Source organism: Sphingomicrobium aestuariivivum, assembly GCF_024721585.1.
GTDB lineage: Bacteria > Pseudomonadota > Alphaproteobacteria > Sphingomonadales > Sphingomonadaceae > Sphingomicrobium > Sphingomicrobium aestuariivivum.
On the sequence record NZ_CP102629.1, the window covers coordinates 2,193,055 to 2,210,948 of the forward strand.

The following is a 17,894-nucleotide window of genomic DNA, read 5'->3' on the forward strand; positions in this document are numbered from 1 at the left end:
TGCCTGTCCAGCAGGCGCGCGCGCCGACAAGGGGCGCGGGCGTCACTTCCGGCTCGAGAGTCGCCGAAAAGTCACGCCTCCCGCTTCAGGATGCGCCGTCGACAGTAGCAGCAGCCCGTTCCTCGATCTCCGCGAGCATCTCGCGCGCCTGCGCCGCCCGCTCGGGATGATGGGGATCGTTGACGACGGGGACCATCAGCCGCCGTACTTCGGCCACGCGCCCCTGCCGCCCGAGCGCTTGGGCCGCGGTCATACGCATGTTGAAATCCTGCGGCGCCTTGGCGATCGCCGCGACCAGCCCGTCGACCGCCATGTCGGTCGCCCGCCCGTGGCGCTCCTTCGACACGCGATAGTAGAGCTTCAATGCCTCGGGATCCTCGGGGTCGAGCCGGTTGGCCGCCGCCGCCATCCTGCTCGCCTCGGCATAGAGGCTCTCGTCCTCTTCCTCGTAGGCGCGCTCGAGCAGCGCCCGCACCCGCAGCAGCATCGGCTCGGCCTTGCCGGGGCGCAATTCCATCGCCCGCGCCGCCGCCTCGTCCGCCGCCTGCGGGTTCCCGCGCGCCAGCTCGGCCATCGCCAGCACCGTCATGAACAGTCCCGACCCGCCATTCTCGGTTTCCATCGCGCGCAGGCGGGGAAGGAGGTCCTCCTCGTCCTGGTCGAGCCACAGCGCCAGATAATGCGGGATGGCCGCGCCATCGCTTTCGCTCAACGCGGCGACCGTAACCGACGGCGTCGCCACGCGCTCGGGGCCGAGTTCGAGATAGCCCAGCCGCGACCTGCGGTAAGACGCCAGTTCCTCATCGAGCCGCGCGAGGTCGCCAAAGGCGGTGCGCGCCGCCTCGCCCGACGGCAAGCCTTCGGCCATGAGGTCGAGATAGCGCGCGAAATGCTGCCGACGCGTCGGTTCGAAGGCGACATAATGGGTCAGCAGCCAGCCCGTCGCATAGAAGCGCTGCCCGTCGCTGCCCCATTGCCTGTTCTGGAGATCGAACAGCCGGTCGACCGGCATGATCCCCTCGCGCTGGAGGACCCGCGCCGCGCGGACCGGCACGTCGCCGATGCGCACCGCGCCATCCTTGTCGCTGCGCGCGGTGGAGAAGAATTCGGCCCATCCCTCGACCAGCCAGGCCGGCATCGGGCCATCCATGTCCTGGAGCAGAAGGTGATGCGAATATTCGTGCACCAGCACGTTCATCCGCCACTCGGCACGCTGCCCCTCGATGTCGGGCACCACCGCCAGCGGTCCCATCTCGCGATAGGTGTAGAAACCGCCCGCATTGCCGACCCCCGCAAGGCGGCGCACGACCTGCTCGCTGTCGAGCATGAAGATGGTGACACGGTTGCCGTCGCCGACCGCCGTATCGGGCTGCGCGCGCACGACGCGGATAGCGCTGTCGATCCGCTCCAGTTCCTCGAGCCGCTCGCGCAGCGTGTCTTCGGACAAGGTCGAATAGACCACGAAATGCGGACTCTCGGCGCGGCGCCACTGTTCGGCATCGGCCGGCGAGGATAAGGCAATCGCCGAGGCGAGAAGCGGAAGGATGGAAAGAAAACGCAAGAGACTGACCCCCGATAGGCTTCGGCGCGCCCACCATTGACCGATCCGCCGCGGCGGACAAGCTCAGCCGCGCGCCCATCCCGCATCGGCCGGCGTCAGCGTGGCAAGGAAGTCACGTGCGCTCTCCCGATATTCCGCCTTCCGCTCGTCCCCCATCCGATCCCAGGTCGCGAAGATACGCCCGATGCGATGGTTGCCCTCGAGCTTGTCGCGGTTGCGGTCCATGAAATCCCAGTAGAGCGCGTTGAAGGGGCAGGCATCCTCGCCGGTTTTCTTCTTCACATCATAGCGGCAGTGCCGGCAGTAATCGGACATCTTGTTGATGTAATTGCCGCTCGCCGCATAGGGCTTGGAGGCCATGTCGCCGCCATCGGCGAACAGCGCCATGCCGACCACATTGGGCTGCTCGACCCATTCATAGGCGTCGGCATAGACGGTGAGGAACCAGTCCTGCACATGGTCAGGCCGGACCCCCGCGATCAGCGCGAAATTGCCGAGCACCATCAGCCGCTGGATATGATGCGCATAGGCATGCTCGCGCGTCGTCCGCACCGCCTCGGCCATGCAATGCATGTCGGTCTCGCCGGTCCAGTAGAAGTCGGGCAGGTGGCGGCGGTTGCCGAAGAAATTCTCCTCGCCATAGTCCGCATCCTCCCACCAGTAGATGCCGCGGATATATTCGCGCCAGCCGAGGATCTGGCGGATGAAGCCTTCCACCGCCTCGATCGGCGCCTTGCCGTCCCGATAGGCCTGCTCGGCCTTCCGGCAAACCTCGAGCGGATCGAGCAGCCCGCAGTTGATGCTGGTCGAGAGAAGGGCATGGTTCATGAAATCCTTCCCCGTCAGCATCGCGTCCTGCGTCGCCCCGAAGCAGGGCAGGCGGTTCGCGATGAAATCGTCCAGCGCTTGCCCCGCCTGCGCCGCCGTCACCGGCCAGCCGAAGCCTTCGAGGCTGCCGAAATGGTCGCCGAAGTGGCCCGCCACGAGGTCGAGTACTTCCTGCGTGATGTTGTCGGGCTCGAAGACTGGCCGTTCGGGAAAGTCGGTGTCGGGATCGGCGCTGTCGCGGTTCTCGGCATCGAAGTTCCAGCGCCCGTGGGCCGGCTCCTCTCCGTCCATCAATAAGCCCGTCTTCAGCCTCATCTCGCGATAGAAATGCTCCATCCGCAGTCCGCTGCGCCCCTGCGCCCAGGCGCAGAATTCGGCGATCGAGCAGATGAAGCGCGTGTCGGGCAGGATGGTCATGGGCAGACCGAACTGGTGCTCCCAGCCGGCGATGGCATCCATCACCCGCCGCTCGCCCGCCTCGACGATGCGGATCGCCTCCACCTCGTGCCGTTCCAGCGCCCGCTCGACCTCACCGGTGAAGCTGCCCGAATTGCCGGCATCATCGAGCTTCACATAATCGACGGTGAAGCCCTTCTCTTCGAGCTCGGCGGCGAAATGCCGCATCGCCGAAAAGAGCAGCGCGATCTTCTGGGGGTGGTGTTTGACGTAGGTCGCCTCGTCCCACACCTCCATCATCAGCACCACGCAGGCGGCGGGGTCCTCATCGGGCAGGCTGGCGAGGTCGTGGCTGAGCTGGTCGCCGAGGACGGGAACGAGGGTCGTGGCCATGGCGCCCCAGCGGCTGGCGGGGGCGGGTCGTTCCCGACCCTAGACGAAGGAATAGGGGTCGACGTCGACCGCCACGCGCACCTTCTGCGGCCAGTCGACCTTCGCGAGCCAGTCACGGATCGCCGCCTGTACGTCGACGCGTCGCTCGGCATGGACCAGCAGGCGCTGGCGGTGCCGTCCGCGCAGCATGGCGAGCGGGGCGGGCGCGGGGCCGTAGATCGCCACGCCCTCCATCTCGGGCCGCGCGCGCCCGAGGTTCTGGGCGATCAGCTTGGCCGCTTCCTCGTCCTCGCTGCTGACGATGATTGCCGCGAGGCGCCCGAAGGGCGGCATGGCAGCGGCGCGGCGCGCCTCGGTCTCGGCGGCGATGAAGGCGGGGGCATCGCCCGACACCAACGCTTCCATCACCGGATGGTCGGGCTCGTGGGTCTGGATGAAGACGCGCCCCGGTTTGTCGCCGCGTCCCGCGCGTCCTGCCACCTGGCTGACCTGCTGGAAGGTACGCTCGGCCGCGCGCAAGTCGCCGCCTTGCAGCCCGAGGTCTGCATCGACCACGCCCACCAGCGTGAGGTTGGGGAAGTGATAGCCTTTGGTGACAAGCTGGGTGCCGACGACGATGTCGATTTCGCCAGCTTCCATCGCCCGCACGAATTCGGCGGCACGCGCCGGGCTCCAGATCGTGTCCGATGTGACGACGGCGGTGCGCGCCTCGGGAAAGAGCGCGGCGACCTCGTCGGCAATCCGCTCGACCCCCGGACCGCAGGCGACGAGGCAATCTTCCTCGCCGCACTCGGGGCAGGCCTTGGGCGGTGGCATGACATTGCCGCAGTGGTGGCAGGCCAGCCGCGCCATCAGCCGGTGCTCGACCATCCAGGCGGTGCAATTGGGGCATTGGAAACGGTGCCCGCAATTGCGGCACAGGGTCAGCGGGGCAAAGCCGCGGCGGTTGAGGAAGAGGAGGCTCTGCTCGCCCGCCTCGAGATTGGCCTCGAGCTCGCGCACCAGCCGTGGCGCCAGCCACTTGCCGCGCAAGGGCGGGTCCTGCGTCAGGTCGATGGCCGAAAGCTCGGGCAGGCGCGCTTCGGCATGGCGCTCGGCCAGCCGCACCTCGTCATAGCGCCCGATCTCGACCATGTGCCGCGTTTCGATCGCGGGAGTGGCGCTGGCAAGGATGATCGGGAATTGCTCGAACTGCCCGCGCATCACCGCGACGTCGCGGGCATGATATTGCACGCCTTCTTCCTGCTTGAAGCTGGTCTCGTGCGCCTCGTCGACGATGATGAGCTTCAAGTCGCGATAGGGAAGGAAGAGGCTGGAACGCGCGCCGACCACGACCTTCGCCGTGCCTTCCGCAATCCCGCGCCACGCTCGCCGCCGCTCCGACCCGCGAAGGTCGGAGTGCCACGCCACCGGCATCGTGCCGAAGCGCCGCTCGAAGCGCTGGAGGAAGGGTTCGGTGAGCGCGATTTCGGGGAGCAGCACGAGCACCTGGCCGCCCTGCCTGAGCGCCTCGGCAAGCGCCTCGAAATAGACTTCGGTCTTGCCCGAGCCGGTGATGCCGTCGAGCAGGATCGGCGCGAAGCCGCCGCCGATGGCACCACGCAGTCGGTCGGCGGCGGCGGCCTGTTCGGGTCGAAGCTCGACCGGCGAGAAGTCGGGATCGGGCTGCGGGAAAGGCGCATCGGCATCGACCTCGACCGCCTCGAGCGCGCCGGCCTTGACCAGACCGCGCACCACCGCGTCGGACACGCCCGCCTTGGCGGCGAGTTCGCGCACGCTGCCCTGCCGCCCCTCGAGTTCGCGCAGCGCTTTCTCGCGGGTCGCGGTGAGGCGTGGCGGGACGAGGCCGGTGAGGCGATATTCGACCAGCTGTCGCGGGCTGGCGAAGGCCGCGCTCGGGAGCATCATCCGCAGCACGCTGGCGAGCGGCGAGCAGTAGTAGGTCGCGGTCCACTCGGCGAGGCGGCGGAGCTCGGCCGACAGCGGCGGCACGTCGATCGCGCCGATGAGGGGGCGCAGGCGATTGTCGCCGACTTCCTCGGTCGGCAGCCGTTCGGGCTCCCACACCACGCCGGTGAGCTGGCGGGGCCCAAGCGGCACGGTGACGAGCGTGCCGGGCGGTGCCTCGACGCCCTCGGGCAGCTTGTAATCGAGCGGCCCCAGTGCGGCGTTCAGCGTGACGACGCGAACGCGCTCCACCGGCCTAGTCCTTGCGCTCGCGCTTCTTCTTGGCGCTGTCGAAGTCGAGCACCGCGCTTTCCTCGCCATCCTCGGGCTGGAGGAGGCCGAGGCGGCGGGCGACTTCCTGATAGGCTTCGGCGATTTCGCCGAGGTCCTGGCGGAAGCGGTCCTTGTCGAGCTTGCGGTTCGAGGCGATGTCCCACAGGCGGCAGCTGTCGGGCGAGATTTCGTCGGCGAGGATGATGCGGCTGTAGTCGTTTTCCCAGATGCGGCCGAATTCCAGCTTGAAATCGACGAGGCGGATGCCGATGCCGGCGAACAGGCCGCACATGTAATCGTTCACCCGGATCGCCATGTCGGCGATGTCGTTCATCTCTTCCTGGCTGGCCCAGCCGAAGCAGGCGATATGCTCCTCGGTCACCATGGGATCGCCGAGCTTGTCGTCCTTGTAGTAATATTCGATCACGGTGCGCGGCAGCTGGGTGCCTTCCTCGATGCCGAGACGCTTGGTCATGGAGCCGGCCGCGACGTTGCGGACGACGACCTCGATGGGGACGATCTCGACCTGGCGGACGAGCTGTTCGCGCATGTTCAACCGGCGCATGAAATGGGTCGGCACGCCGATGGTGTGGAGCGAGGTGAAGATCTTCTCCGAGATGCGGTTGTTGAGCACGCCCTTGCCCGCGATCTGCCCGGTTTTCTCGGCGTTGAAGGCGGTGGCGTCATCCTTGAAATATTGGATGATGGTGCCGGGTTCGGGACCCTCGTAGAGGATCTTCGCCTTGCCTTCGTAGATCTGCCTGCGCCGTGCCATGCTTCCCCGCCTCAACTGGTTGAAATCGGCCTATAGGAGGTTGGGCGGGACGGGGCAATTGGCTGTGTAGGGAAGCGCCTCCTGTTGGAGAAAATCGGGGGTGTGTCCACTTCGTCCACTTGTGGAACTTTTCGGGGCCAAGCCGCTGATTTTGCACGGCCCGTGCCGCTGTCGGCGGCGGTGCAGGGCGAGGAAAAAAGCGCGGCGAACCGCCGTGAACCCGCGCGAGCGGCGGGGCGATGCGGGGAGGGTGTCGGTCATTCGAGAACATAGACCGAAACGGGCGCTGTAGGACAGCGAACGCAACCCGACGCCAGGAGGTTTTACAAGCTTGACAATTCAAGACGTAATACCAAAACTTTTGAAAAACTTCGGGGCTCAATGTGAAAATAGCAAGTTGGGAAAGTATTTCCCTCGACGACATTCGAAAGGCTTACCGTAAAGCAAAGGCTGATTGCTTTTTTGAGCGATCTCTGCCCCTCGCGGAACGCTTTGCATCTTATGAGATGGATCTAGAAGAGAATTTGAGTTCTCTGCAGTGCGAGCTTGTGAAAGGCGCTGTGAGTGAAGTATTAGAGAGAGATCCGCTCGAATTTGCGGTCTGGGGAAAGGTGTTAAAGCCATCGAAAAGCACTTCAGTTAGCTCTGATGACGCTTGTTTTGACACTGAAAAAATTAACAGTCTCCAATTCGATCAAGCAAATGGTGGCACTGCAAAATTTAGATCAGTCGGCCTTTTCGCGGTCGAAACCCATATAATTTCTGCTCTATGGCTTCTCACGGTCGGTGATCGCTTGGACAAGCTATTAAGCGAAAATGCAAAAGGCTCGAGAATAAACCGACTTCCGAAAAAGGGCAGTGATAGCGCTGGGGACATTCATGCAGAATCTCTCGGGACGTTTGAGCCGTATTTTTTGCCATATTCTGAATGGCGAGATCGCGGCCTAGCGGCCATGCGAGACGAAATCGAGAAGGGGGGTCGCGTTACCGCCATCACGACGGATTTGACCGACTTCTATCAAACAGTTGACCCCTCGTACATTACTTCGGGCGAATTTAGAGAGAGGTATGGCCTAACATATTCACGAGTTGAGACTGACTTAAATCGCGCCTTGATATCGCTGATGAGGCGTTGGAATACTAAGATTTCAGAAGAATTGAATTTTGAAAAGGTCGACCCGATTGGTGTGCCGGTAGGTCTTATGGCATCAAAAGTTCTCGCAAACGTTGCCCTTATAGAGCTAGATGAAATATTCGAGACCTCTATTCGACCATACTACTACGGCAGATATGTAGACGACATTTTCATTGTTTTCCGATCGGATGGCATCGACAGTCTAGAAGGCTTTTGGGCACTACTGGAGCAAAACTCGGCGTCGATAAAGAAAGGAGCGGAAAAGGTAAAAATCTCGATCTCGTATCATCGCCCAGAGTTTAAAATTGTTGATAGTAAAACAAAGCTGTTCAAGTTGAAAGGCAGGGCGGGTCGGGACACTATTGACAAAATTGATGACGAAATTCGATCAATTTCAAGTGAACGTCGATTGCTGCCAAGTGTAGACGACCTAATAGAGGGGAGGTCGTCTGAGGCCCTCGTGCTTGGGGATGCGCCAAATTCGGAACCCACCAGTTTGATGCGCGCAGGGGGGCTGACGGTTAAGCGCTTGGCGTGGGCATTGAAGCTCAGAAACATCGAATATCTTAATCGTTTGCTCCCGCCCGATCAGTGGGAGCGGGAGCGAACAAACTTCTTTGAGTTCGCTCGAGTACATCTCTTAAATCCGAATGCGATTCTGGAGCATGTTGATTCCATTTATCGGATGTTCGGAGTGGCGGTGGCTTGTCGTGATTGGAGAGAGGCAGAGAAGCTCCTCAAGACAGTCCTCGAGTCCTTCAAAGCAATATCCCACAACAAGTTCATCAGTACTAAAGTTGATGGTTTCTCGTGCGACCATGAAGCTTGGCTCGCGCTGGAGGGGACTTTCCTTAAGGCTTTGGCGGACGCGGCCCTGAAAAATATCGGGTTTGGAAACCTCTGTCGGACGAGAAGCGATCAAAGGAGCATGCAAAACGTATTAATGACTGCTGGTCTGCCCTTGGGTGAAGAGGAATTGAGGCGGCGCTTCTTGTCAATCTATACTTCTGACTGGTCCACGATCCCTTTGAAAAGTCGCTATCCTCTAACAGCGATGGCGGCACATGTAGGGAGGCAAATGGGAAGACTTAGCTTCGATGACGTATGGGACTACGATCGTCGGAGTTTTGAGCTAGGCCTGTTTTGCATTGAGGCGTCGATGTCCCCTTATTTTAGGGAATTTATCCGCGAGCCGTTGGAGGCCGAAGAGGCGCTGATATCCAAATGTGTGAATTCTCTAAGGTATCCAACGCGTCCTTTTTCGCCGGGGGAGATATATGGTTTGTTGCCGACCACTTGCGGGTGGACTGAGAGCCGTGACGGTAGGCCGGTGTGGGCAAAACTGGTCCGCCTCTTAAGAGGCTCATGGGTGAGTGATGAAAACTTATTGTCAGTGAGCGAAGCACCAATGTCGGGCGGTAGTGGTCCGACAAGGCAAATGATTAATCGTGAAGAGAAGGTCGTACGTCTAGGTATCTCCAGCTATAAGACGGCTGGTGCTGACTGGAGGCTCATGGCTGCAGGCCAACCGCTCGTAACTGCCAAAAGGCATAAACAAATTTCTACTATGATTAATATGGCGATTAAAGCTGACCCAAAGCCGACACACCTAATACTGCCCGAGCTCGCCTTGCCGCATGAGTGGCTATCTGATGTCGCGGCTGTTCTCGCTCGGAGCAATATCAGTCTTATTAGCGGTGTTGAATATTACCATTACCCTCACCGTAAGGTCGGCAGTTCTGCCTTTATGAACCTCAGAAGTGACGATTTAGGCTGGCCAATTTGGCTATCATTGTTCCAGCACAAATCGATCCCGTCACCTCGTGAAGGAGACGAGCTAGAGAAGGTCTATAATTTAGCCTGGGAGTGCCCGTCCTTGCGCAAGCCAATCTATGTGCACGGCGAATTTGCATTCGGTACATTGATTTGTTCAGAGCTCCAGAATTTGAGCTATCGTAAGAACGCTCAGGGGAACGTTGATTGCCTTATAGTTCTCTCTTGGAACCAAGACCTTGCAACTTTTTCATCGTTAACTGAAGGCGCGGCTTTGGATGTCCATTCATATATCGCCGTAGTCAATAATAGAGCGTACGGAGATAGTCGTGTCCGCGCTCCTGCGATGAAAAACTTTGAAAGGGATATCTGCCGCGTAAAAGGTGGAGAGAATGACCATATGCTAGTTGTTGAACTTAATCCTTATGACTTGCGGCGGTTCCAGTCTCGATACACGCGGCTTACGGACCCTATGGATAAATTTAAAGCGCGGCCGGAAGATTTCGAGATAGCCAATTACCGAAGGGTAATTCCCTAGAGGTTTATGTTCGGAGACATGTCGAGCTGACAGAATCTTTTCTAAAAGAGACTAATGGGATGACACCCATAGGGCACCCGACCTAAGCTCGCTTGCATGACCACCGAATCCGTCCCCGACCAGATCATCGACGAACCCTTTTCGAGCGCGCTGAGCGAACGCTATCTCGTCTACGCGCTCTCCACCATCACGGCGCGCTCGCTGCCCGATGTGCGCGACGGCTTGAAGCCCGTGCATCGCCGCCTCCTGTGGGCGATGCGCAAGCTGAAGCTCGATCCCGCCGGCGCCTACAAGAAGTCGGCGCGCGTGGTGGGCGATGTCATCGGTAAATATCACCCGCATGGCGATGCGTCGGTCTATGACGCGATGGTGCGATTGGCGCAGGACTTTTCGCTGCGCTACCCGCTGGTCGAGGGGCAGGGGAATTTCGGCAACATCGACGGGGATAATGCCGCTGCCTATCGCTATACCGAGGCCAAGCTGACCAAGACCGCGATGCGGCTCATGGCTGGGATCGACGAGGGCACGGTGCCGTTCCGCTCGACCTATAATGGCGAGGAGGACGAGCCCGAGGTGTTCCCGGGGCTGTTCCCCAACCTGCTCGCCAATGGCGCGGCGGGGATCGCGGTGGGGATGGCGACCTCGATCCCGCCGCACAATGTGGGCGAGCTGTGCGATGCGGCGGTGCATCTGGTCGGCACGCGCGACGCGCGCGACGAGACCTTGATGAAATATGTGAAGGGGCCGGACTTCCCGACGGGGGGCGTGCTGGTCGATGACGAGGCGGTGATCCTCAAGGCCTATGTGACGGGCAGGGGGTCTTTCCGCATTCGCGCGAAGATCGAGCGCGAGGATTTGAAGGGCGGGGCCTGGCAGCTGGTCGTGACCGAGATCCCCTATGGCGTGGCGAAGGGCAAGCTGATCGAGCAGATCGCGGGGCTGATCGGGGACAAGAAGCTGCCGATCCTCGGCGATGTGCGCGACGAGAGTGCGGAGGATATCCGCATCGTGCTCGAGCCGCGGTCGCGGACGGTGGATGCGCAGCTCTTGGAGGAGAGCCTGTACAAGCTCTCTGATCTCGAGAGCCGCTTCTCGCTCAACCTCAACGTGCTCGAGCATGGGCGGACGCCGGGGGTGATGAGCCTTCGCGAGGCGCTGCTGTCGTGGATCGACTTCCAATATGACGTGATGCGCAATCGGGCGCAGTGGCGGATCGGGAAGATCGATGACCGGCTCGAGCTGGTGCGCGGCTATCTCATTGCCTTCCTCAACCTTGATCGGGTGATCGAGATCATCCGCACCGAGGACGAGCCCAAGGCGGTGATGATGGCCGAGTTCGGGCTGACCGACCGGCAGGCCGAGGCGATCCTCAACATGCGGCTGCGCAGCTTGAGGAAGCTCGAGGAGATGGAGCTCAAGGGCGAGGAAGAGAGCCTCTTGGCCGAGAAGGGCGAGCTGGAGGCGCTGCTCGGGGACGAGGAGCTGCAGAAGGCCAAGCTCAAGGAGGAGCTGCGCGCGCTCAAGAAGGATTACAAGGACGATCCGCGGCGCACCGCGGTGACGCCGGCGGCGGTGACGGCGGATGTCGACTGGACGCAGATGATCGACAAGGAGCCGGTGAGCGTGATCCTGTCGAGCCGCGGCTGGATCAGGGCGATGAAGGGGCATGTCGACCTTGCCACCGTGCCCGAGATGAAGTTCCGCGAGGGCGACGAGGCGGCGTTCCATTTCCATGCGCAGACGACCGACCGCATCCTCGTGGTGGCGGAGAACGGGCGGATCTTCACGGTGGGGGCGGACAAGCTGCCCGGTGGCAGGGGCTTTGGCGAGCCGCTGCGGCTGATGATCGATCTCGAGGGCGAGGTGGAGATCGTGACCGCGCTGCCCCTGGATCCCAAGGCGAAATATCTCGTCGCAGCGTCGGACGGGCGCGGGTTCGTGGCACTCGGCGAGAACCTCTCTGCCGAGACGCGCAAGGGCAAGCAGCTGGTGAACCTCAGGAAGGGCGCGAAGGTGAAGCTGGTGAAGCCCATTCCCGAAGGCGCCGATGCGATCGCGGTCGTGGGCGAGAATAGGAAGGTGCTGGTCTTCAGCCTCGAGGAGATGCCCGAACTGGCGCGCGGCGCGGGCGTGCAGCTCCAGCGCTATCGCGACGGGGGTTTGAGCGATGCCATCGGCTTCCGGCTGGAGGACGGGATCAGCTGGGCGATGGGCGGGGGCACGCGCAACCGCACCGAACCGGACATGACGCCGTGGAAGGTCGTGCGCGGGGCGGCAGGGCGCATGGCGCCGCAGGGTTTCCCGCAATCCAATGCCTTCGTGCCGCCCGTCAAAAAGAATGACGAGGCGCAGGATTGATCCGAAACGGGACGGAATGGGAAGGTTCACAAACGGCTTGAATACTAGCCGTTAACCCTTCGCGTTTAAGGCGGGGGCCCATGCAGGCGACCGTGCCCCTCCAACCCGCCCCCGTGGCGAGCGCCCCGCGCAACGGGCGTGGCATGTCCGTCGAGGACTGCCAACTGCTCGCCGCGCTGCCGATCGCGGCAGGGGTGGTGCACCTCGATGAAGAGGGGGAGCTGGGGCTCGACGCCTGGAACCCGAAATTCATCGAGACGATCACCGGCGGCCAGCTTCACCTCGATGCGCGCGCGATCCTGAAGGCCGCTGCGGGCGGGCCGATCGGCGCCTTCCTCAAGGCCTATCTCGCCGATCCGGCGAACGCCCCTGACGAGATGGAGCGGCAGGACGGATCGGGCGTGCACCGCCGCTATTTCCGCCTGAAGGCCGCGCCGCTGGGCGGGGCGGGGGCGATGCGGCGCTGCCTCCTCAGCCTCGTCGAGGAAACACAGGAGAAGCGCACGCAGGAGCATCTCAGGAACCAGATGCTGCAATGCTCGCTCACGGGCCTGCCCAACCGCCTCGCCTTCACCGACGCGATCGAGGCGGTCGCGGGCGACAAGGCGCGGGCCGACGGCTATGCGATCCTGCTGGTCGACCTCCTCCGCTTTTCGCGCATCAACCAGTCGATGGGCTCGGTGGTGGGCGACGAACTGCTCATCAGCTTTGCCAGCCGCCTCGTCGGCGGGCTTCGCGACGGCGACATGCTGGCACGCGTCGGCGGCAACGAATTCGGCATCCTCTTTTCGGTCAAGGGCGGGGCGGGCGATGCGGTCCGCGCGGCGGAGCGCATCGCGCGGCTGATCGAGGAGCCCTTCACCCTGTCCGACCTCGACATCCGCGTCGACGGGGCGATCGGCATCGCGCTGCTCAGTCATGGCGAGGACGGCGAGGAGCTGTTCCGCAACGCCCAGTTCGCGGTCAAGCAGGCCAAGCTGGCGGGCAAGCCCACTATCTACGAGCCCGAACAGGCGGTGGCGGCGCGGCGGCGCTTCTCGATCGAGACCGAACTCAGGCGCGCCTTGGAACGCGACGAGCTCGACCTTGCCTACCAGCCGCTCATCGAACTGAAGACGGGGCGCGTCACCGGCTTCGAGGCGCTGGCGCGCTGGAACCATGCCGAGCGCGGCGAGATCGGGCCGTCCGAATTCATTCCCGTCGCCGAGGAATCAGGCCTCATCCTCGAGCTCGGTCGCTGGGCGATGGACAAGGCGGCGCGCACGCTGTCGGGCTGGGACAATGCCGAGGGGCAGGTCCTGCCGATCAACCTGTCGGTCAACCTGTCGGCGATCCAGGTGGCGCGCGACAATGTGTCGGAAATGGTCGGCACGACGCTCAGGACCCACAAGATCGGCGGCGAGCGGCTGACCATCGAACTGACCGAAAGCGCGATCGTCCAGGATCCGGCGCGGGCGACCAAGGTGTTCGAGGCCATCAAGGGCCTAGATGCCAATCTCGCGATGGACGATTTCGGCACCGGCTATTCGAGCCTTGCCTATCTCCAGCGCCTGCCGATCGACCTTCTCAAGATCGACCAGCGGTTCATCAAGGGCATGCTGTCGGACAGGGACAGTATCGCCATTGTCCGCGCGATCCTCGGCCTTGCCGACGCACTCGGCATGAAGACTACCGCCGAGGGGATCGAGAGCGTCGAGCTGGCGACCACGCTGGCGGGGCTCGGCTGTGCCCACGGGCAGGGCTTCCATTTTTCGAAGGCGGTCGATGCCAAGCGGGCGCTGGCCTATTGGCGGGCGCGCGAGGAAAAGGCACTGCGCGAAGGCACCATCGCGGCTAGCCCGATCGGGAGGGTCCGGCATGGCCGAGCGTGATCCCGGCATGACCGGCAACGGGAGCGGCGCGCGCAGTGTGCGCATCGACCTTGCCCAGCCCGGCATGGTGACCGACAGCGATGGCGGCCGCGTGGCGGTCATCGTGCGCGACCTGTCGAAGGACGGGTGTCGCCTGTCGACCGACGGCTCGCTGATCGAGGGCGAGCAGGTCATGCTCGCGGTCGGCAAGGGACAGCCCGTTCCGGCGCTCGTTGCCTGGGCGCTCGGCGACGATGCGGGCTTGCATTTCACGGCGCCCGCCGCCATCGGGTAACGCTGTTCGTTACGGTAGCGTTAGAAAAACTAATCCAGTATAGTATTTTGTATTGCGTCATGCGCGGGTTTACGGCAGTTTCCCCTCATGAAGCTCGGGGGAAGAAGTTTGATGAGGCGTAAAGTCGGCGAAGTGAAACGCGCCAAGCGGATCGAGGTCAATCACGAAGGCGTGCTGGTCGCCAGCGACGGGGTCGAGAGCCCCGTGACCGTCATCGACCTGTCGGCGGAAGGCTGCCGCCTCAAGACCGACGGCACCCCCATGATCGGCGAGGACGTGCGGCTGCGCGTCGGCCGCTCGGGCGACTATCCGGCGCAGGTGCGCTGGGCGCTGGGCGACGAGGCGGGGCTGCGCTTCACGGGGCCCGCCGAACCGCCGGCCTGAGGGCATAGCCTCCCTATTTTTCCGAAAAATTCGCGACGGGATTGAACCGGACGCGCGCTGCGGTGCACCTTCTTTCCATGAGTAAGGGGCATCGTCTCGAGGGCCGTGCGCTCGATGGCTGGCTGGTCGCCGGCGCGCGGGCGGGCGAGAAGCGGTTGGCGGCGGCGCTGGTGCGGCGCTGGCAGCCGCGGCTCGTCGGCCATGCGCGGCGCTTGCTGGGTGGTCCCGGCACGGAGGATGTCGTGCAGGCGAGCTGGGCGGCGATCTGGAAGGCGCTGCCGACCCTGCGCGAAGAGCGGGCCTTCGGGACCTTCGCCTATCGGATCGTGTCGCGCCAATGCGCGCGCACGATCGGCAGGCGCCAGCAGCGGCGCGCGCTGGATGCGGCAGTGGCGGCCGAGCCGGCCCAAGTCGAAGCGCCGCCCGAGGGCAATGAGCGCGAGCGGCTGGCGGCGGCGATGGCGCGGTTGTCGCCCGCGCACCAGGCCGCGCTCAGGCTGTTTTATTTCGAGGACATGCGCGTGGCCGAGATCGCCGTCGCGCTCGACGTGCCGCCGGGCACGGTGAAGACCCGGCTGATGCATGGACGCGCCGCCTTGCGCGCGGCGCTGGAAGGAGAAGGGAAATGAGTGATCTCGACAAGAGGATCGCGGAACTGCTGCGCGAGGAAGAGGATGCGCTGGTGGCCGACTGGGAGGCCAATGAGCCGGGCTATTTCAGCCAGGCGATGGGGCTGTTCAAGGGGCGCACCGGCTGGCCGAGCATGGTGCTGTTCGTGACGCAGGCGGTGATGTTCATCGCCGGCGTCTGGATGGCGCTGAAATTCTATGCCGCCGACAATGTGCTCGAGGCGCTCCACTGGGGGCTGCCCGCCGCCGTGCTGGTGCTCGGCGCGCTGGTGTCGAAGCTGGCGCTGTGGCCGCAGATGCACATCAATCGCGTGCTGCGCGAGTTGAAGCTGATCGAATACCAGCTGGCGCGGAAGGACTAGGCGTCGCTGTCCGAGCGGGCGCAGGCGAGGTGACGTTCGACGATCGCGTCGAACGTCGCATCGTCGGCGAAATCATTGTCGATCCACTCGTTCTCGATGGCGCGCAGGGTGCGGGCGACCATGGGGCCGGCCGCGAGGCCCATCTTGATGAGGTCGCCGCCCTTGACCGGGAGCCTCGGCACGTCCCAGCGCTCGATATAGCGCACGGCGTCCTCGCGGCTCTTGCCCGAGGCGCTTTCCCACCAGGGGGTGAGCGCGATGCGGTCGATGGCGAAGAGCGGGCCGAGGCGATAGGCGAGCTCGCGCGCGCTGCCCTCGGCGGGGACGGCGGCGGAGGACAGGCGGTCGCGCTGTTCCTTGGAGAATTTGAGGCGGCTGGCGACGTCCCGCGCGACATCGGGGTCGCGCGGCAGCAGCGCGGCGAGGCGGCGGATCGGGCGGAACTTGCGCCCCGATGCCTGCTCGAAGACGAGGAGCTGCTTCAGGCGCTCGACGCCCGCGGCGCTGATCTCGGGGAGAACAGGTTCGAAGATGCCATTGGCCTGCATCACTTCCACGGTGGCGTGGGGGTCGGGCAGGGCGAGGAGCTTCAATAGCTCATCGGCGATGCGCTCGCGCGACAGCGATTTGAGCGTGTTCGCCATGTCGGCGCAGGCCGCGAGGCCGTCGGCGTCGGGCGCGCCCTCGGCAAAGCGGGCGTGGAAGCGGAAGAAACGCAGGATGCGAAGGTGGTCCTCGGCAATGCGCGCGCGCGGGTCGCCGATGAAGCGGATGCGGCGCGCCTCGAGATCGGCGAGGCCGTCGTGATAGTCGAAGATCTCGCCCGTCTTCGGGTCGGCGTAGAGCGCGTTGATGGTGAAGTCGCGGCGGTTGGCGTCTTGGTGCCACTCGGTGGTGAAGGCCACGGTGGCGCGGCGCCCGTCGGTGTCGACGTCGGCGCGCAGGGTGGTGACCTCGACCACCGTGCCCTGGCTGACCGCGGTGATGGTGCCATGGTCGATGCCGGTGGGCACGGCCTTGATGCCGGCGCCCTCGAGATAGCCGATGACGCGCGGGGGCTCGTAGATGGTGGCGACATCGAGATCGGAGACGGGGGCACCAAGAAGGTGGTCGCGCACGGCGCCGCCGACGAGGCGCACGCCGCCCTTGTCGACATGGAGCGCGTCGAGCAGTTCGGTGACGCCCGGGCGGGCGAGGAAAGGCTTGGGATCGAAAGCGGTCATAAGGTCAGCGTTGGAGGCGGCGCGTGAGGTTGACGATCATCGCCGCGGTGGCTCCCCAGATGTCATGGTCGGAATAGTCAATGCGCCAGTAACGCCTTTGGCGCCCACGCCAAGTTAATTCTTCCTCGCGCTGGCGGGCGGGGTCGAGAATATGGTCGAGCGGGGCCTCGAACAGTGCGTCGACCTCGGCGGGATTGGGGCGGAGGTCGAGGTCGGGGGGGACGATGCCGACGATCGGCGTGACGACATAGCCGGTGCCGGTGACATAGTCTTCGAGGCTGCCGACGAGGCGGACATGATCGCGGGGCAGGGCGATTTCCTCCTCGGCCTCGCGCAGCGCGGCGGCGACGGCGTCCTCGCCGGGATCGAGGCGGCCGCCGGGGAAGCTGACCTGGCCGGCATGGGTGCGCATGGCGGCGTTGCGGCGGGTAAGGAGGAGGCCGGGGCGTTCTTTTTCAGTGATGGCGACGAGGACGGCGGCGGGCTTGGCCTCGGGCCATTCATGGGGGTCGAGGTCGGCCTCGAGCACGGGGGCTTCGAGCGGCTGCGCGAGCGCGGCGGTCAAGCGGTCAAAGAGGCTCATCGCGGGATCAGCCGAGCGCGAAGAAGGCGCCGTCCGACCAGATGCCGGGCGGGTCGGCGTCTTCGGCAAGCGCGATTTCGGCGAGTTCGTAATAGACGGGACGGTCGAGTTCGGCTTCGAGGCCGTGGTCGAGCGGGCCTCGCACGTGGAGGCGGGGGGAGGGGCCCTCGGGCGTCTCCTCGATGCGGATCGGGTGGTCGGGGCCGGCGATGACGCTGTCGCCCGTGTCGAGGCGGAAGGCGAGGCGGCGCGCCTTGCCTTCGCCCTCGCTCTTCATCGCGACGGCACGGAAGGGCGTGCGCTCGACCGCAATCGAGAGCTTTTCCACCGGGGTGACGAGGACGTGGCTGCCGTCCGCCTCGCGGCGCAGGACGGTCGAGAAGAGGCGGACCATCGCGGGGCGGGTGATCGGGCGGCCCTGGTGGAGCCAGCTGCCGTCGGCGCGGATGACCATCTCGCTGTCGCCGCAATGTGCAGGGTTCCAGCGCTCGACCGGGGGCGCGCCGCCCGAGGCTTCGAGCTGCGCGGCGAGCGCCGACAGGCTCGATCCTTCGAAGTCGGCGGGAGGGCGCGTGTCGGGCATGGACCTGC

General features: G+C 64.0%; 14 protein-coding genes. 7 read left to right on the forward strand and 7 right to left on the reverse strand.

What is annotated here, in order from left to right; genetic code table 11:
• Positions 1-85: 85 nt before the first annotated feature.
• The 4 genes from NUW81_RS11285 to purC form a co-directional block, all read right to left on the reverse strand.
• Positions 86-1,561 carry a DUF1570 domain-containing protein gene (locus tag NUW81_RS11285; protein ID WP_245113344.1) on the reverse strand — a complete coding sequence of 492 codons (1,476 nt, stop codon included), beginning with the start codon at positions 1,559-1,561 and terminating at the stop codon, positions 86-88.
• 63 nt (positions 1,562-1,624) lie between these two features.
• The gene (locus tag NUW81_RS11290; RefSeq protein WP_245113345.1) at positions 1,625-3,178 is read right to left on the reverse strand and encodes a cryptochrome/photolyase family protein; all 1,554 of its coding nucleotides are present in this window, start codon (positions 3,176-3,178) and stop codon (positions 1,625-1,627) included.
• 39 nt (positions 3,179-3,217) lie between these two features.
• On the reverse strand, positions 3,218-5,377 hold the full coding sequence (locus NUW81_RS11295) for a primosomal protein N' (protein ID WP_245113346.1): 2,160 nt from the start codon (positions 5,375-5,377) through the stop codon (positions 3,218-3,220).
• 4 nt (positions 5,378-5,381) lie between these two features.
• The gene (purC, locus tag NUW81_RS11300; protein ID WP_245113347.1) at positions 5,382-6,173 is read right to left on the reverse strand and encodes a phosphoribosylaminoimidazolesuccinocarboxamide synthase; all 792 of its coding nucleotides are present in this window, start codon (positions 6,171-6,173) and stop codon (positions 5,382-5,384) included.
• Positions 6,174-6,556: 383 nt separating this feature from the next.
• Between purC and NUW81_RS11305 the strand changes: the two genes are divergently transcribed.
• The 7 genes from NUW81_RS11305 (at position 6,557) to NUW81_RS11335 (ending at position 15,497) form a co-directional block, all read left to right on the forward strand.
• Positions 6,557-9,619, forward strand: coding sequence for an RNA-directed DNA polymerase (locus NUW81_RS11305; RefSeq protein WP_245113348.1), 3,063 nt, complete (start codon positions 6,557-6,559; stop codon positions 9,617-9,619).
• Positions 9,620-9,715: 96 nt separating this feature from the next.
• Complete coding sequence (gene parC, locus NUW81_RS11310; RefSeq protein WP_245113349.1) at positions 9,716-11,977, forward strand: DNA topoisomerase IV subunit A; 2,262 nt, start codon at positions 9,716-9,718, stop codon at positions 11,975-11,977.
• Positions 11,978-12,057: 80 nt separating this feature from the next.
• The gene (locus NUW81_RS11315) at positions 12,058-13,848 is read left to right on the forward strand and encodes a putative bifunctional diguanylate cyclase/phosphodiesterase (RefSeq protein WP_245113351.1); all 1,791 of its coding nucleotides are present in this window, start codon (positions 12,058-12,060) and stop codon (positions 13,846-13,848) included.
• Positions 13,835-14,122 (forward strand): PilZ domain-containing protein, encoded by a 288-nt coding sequence (locus tag NUW81_RS11320; RefSeq protein ID WP_245113353.1) that lies wholly within the window; start codon positions 13,835-13,837, stop codon positions 14,120-14,122. Before NUW81_RS11315 ends, NUW81_RS11320 begins: the two co-directional genes overlap by 14 nt.
• Before the next feature lie 111 nt (positions 14,123-14,233).
• Positions 14,234-14,506 (forward strand): PilZ domain-containing protein, encoded by a 273-nt coding sequence (locus NUW81_RS11325; RefSeq protein WP_245113355.1) that lies wholly within the window; start codon positions 14,234-14,236, stop codon positions 14,504-14,506.
• Between the two features lie 77 nt (positions 14,507-14,583).
• Positions 14,584-15,135, forward strand: a complete 552-nt coding sequence (locus NUW81_RS11330; RefSeq protein WP_245113357.1) for an RNA polymerase sigma factor — start codon at positions 14,584-14,586, stop codon at positions 15,133-15,135.
• Entirely contained in the window at positions 15,132-15,497 is a 366-nt protein-coding gene (locus NUW81_RS11335; RefSeq protein WP_245113359.1) for a DUF6768 family protein, read from the forward strand. Before NUW81_RS11330 ends, NUW81_RS11335 begins: the two co-directional genes overlap by 4 nt.
• On the opposite strand, the gene NUW81_RS11340 is transcribed toward NUW81_RS11335, so the two are convergent.
• Genes NUW81_RS11340 through NUW81_RS11350 form a run of 3 tightly spaced genes read right to left on the reverse strand, consistent with a single transcriptional unit; the run spans position 15,494 to position 17,886 of the window.
• Positions 15,494-16,720, reverse strand: coding sequence for a CCA tRNA nucleotidyltransferase (locus tag NUW81_RS11340; RefSeq protein WP_245113361.1), 1,227 nt, complete (start codon positions 16,718-16,720; stop codon positions 15,494-15,496). The genes NUW81_RS11335 and NUW81_RS11340 overlap by 4 nt on opposite strands.
• A 4-nt stretch (positions 16,721-16,724) precedes the next feature.
• Entirely contained in the window at positions 16,725-17,303 is a 579-nt protein-coding gene (locus NUW81_RS11345) for a CoA pyrophosphatase (protein ID WP_245113364.1), read from the reverse strand.
• A gap of 7 nt (positions 17,304-17,310) precedes the next feature.
• The gene (locus tag NUW81_RS11350) at positions 17,311-17,886 is read right to left on the reverse strand and encodes a DUF1285 domain-containing protein (protein WP_245113366.1); all 576 of its coding nucleotides are present in this window, start codon (positions 17,884-17,886) and stop codon (positions 17,311-17,313) included.
• Between the last annotated feature and the right edge of the window lie 8 nt (positions 17,887-17,894).

What these genes read in the sequence shown, in the direction of transcription:
- NUW81_RS11290 (WP_245113345.1), bottom strand. Translation starts at nt 3,178, where the DNA reads ATGGCCACGACCCTCGTTCCCGTCCTCGGCGACCAGCTCAGCCACGAC.
- purC (WP_245113347.1), bottom strand. Translation starts at nt 6,173, where the DNA reads ATGGCACGGCGCAGGCAGATCTACGAAGGCAAGGCGAAGATCCTCTAC.
- parC (WP_245113349.1), top strand. Translation starts at nt 9,716, where the DNA reads ATGACCACCGAATCCGTCCCCGACCAGATCATCGACGAACCCTTTTCG.
- NUW81_RS11315 (WP_245113351.1), top strand. Translation starts at nt 12,058, where the DNA reads ATGCAGGCGACCGTGCCCCTCCAACCCGCCCCCGTGGCGAGCGCCCCG.
- NUW81_RS11320 (WP_245113353.1), top strand. Translation starts at nt 13,835, where the DNA reads ATGGCCGAGCGTGATCCCGGCATGACCGGCAACGGGAGCGGCGCGCGC.
- NUW81_RS11325 (WP_245113355.1), top strand. Translation starts at nt 14,234, where the DNA reads ATGAGGCGTAAAGTCGGCGAAGTGAAACGCGCCAAGCGGATCGAGGTC.
- NUW81_RS11330 (WP_245113357.1), top strand. Translation starts at nt 14,584, where the DNA reads ATGAGTAAGGGGCATCGTCTCGAGGGCCGTGCGCTCGATGGCTGGCTG.
- NUW81_RS11335 (WP_245113359.1), top strand. Translation starts at nt 15,132, where the DNA reads ATGAGTGATCTCGACAAGAGGATCGCGGAACTGCTGCGCGAGGAAGAG.
- NUW81_RS11340 (WP_245113361.1), bottom strand. Translation starts at nt 16,720, where the DNA reads ATGACCGCTTTCGATCCCAAGCCTTTCCTCGCCCGCCCGGGCGTCACC.
- NUW81_RS11345 (WP_245113364.1), bottom strand. Translation starts at nt 17,303, where the DNA reads ATGAGCCTCTTTGACCGCTTGACCGCCGCGCTCGCGCAGCCGCTCGAA.
- NUW81_RS11350 (WP_245113366.1), bottom strand. Translation starts at nt 17,886, where the DNA reads ATGCCCGACACGCGCCCTCCCGCCGACTTCGAAGGATCGAGCCTGTCG.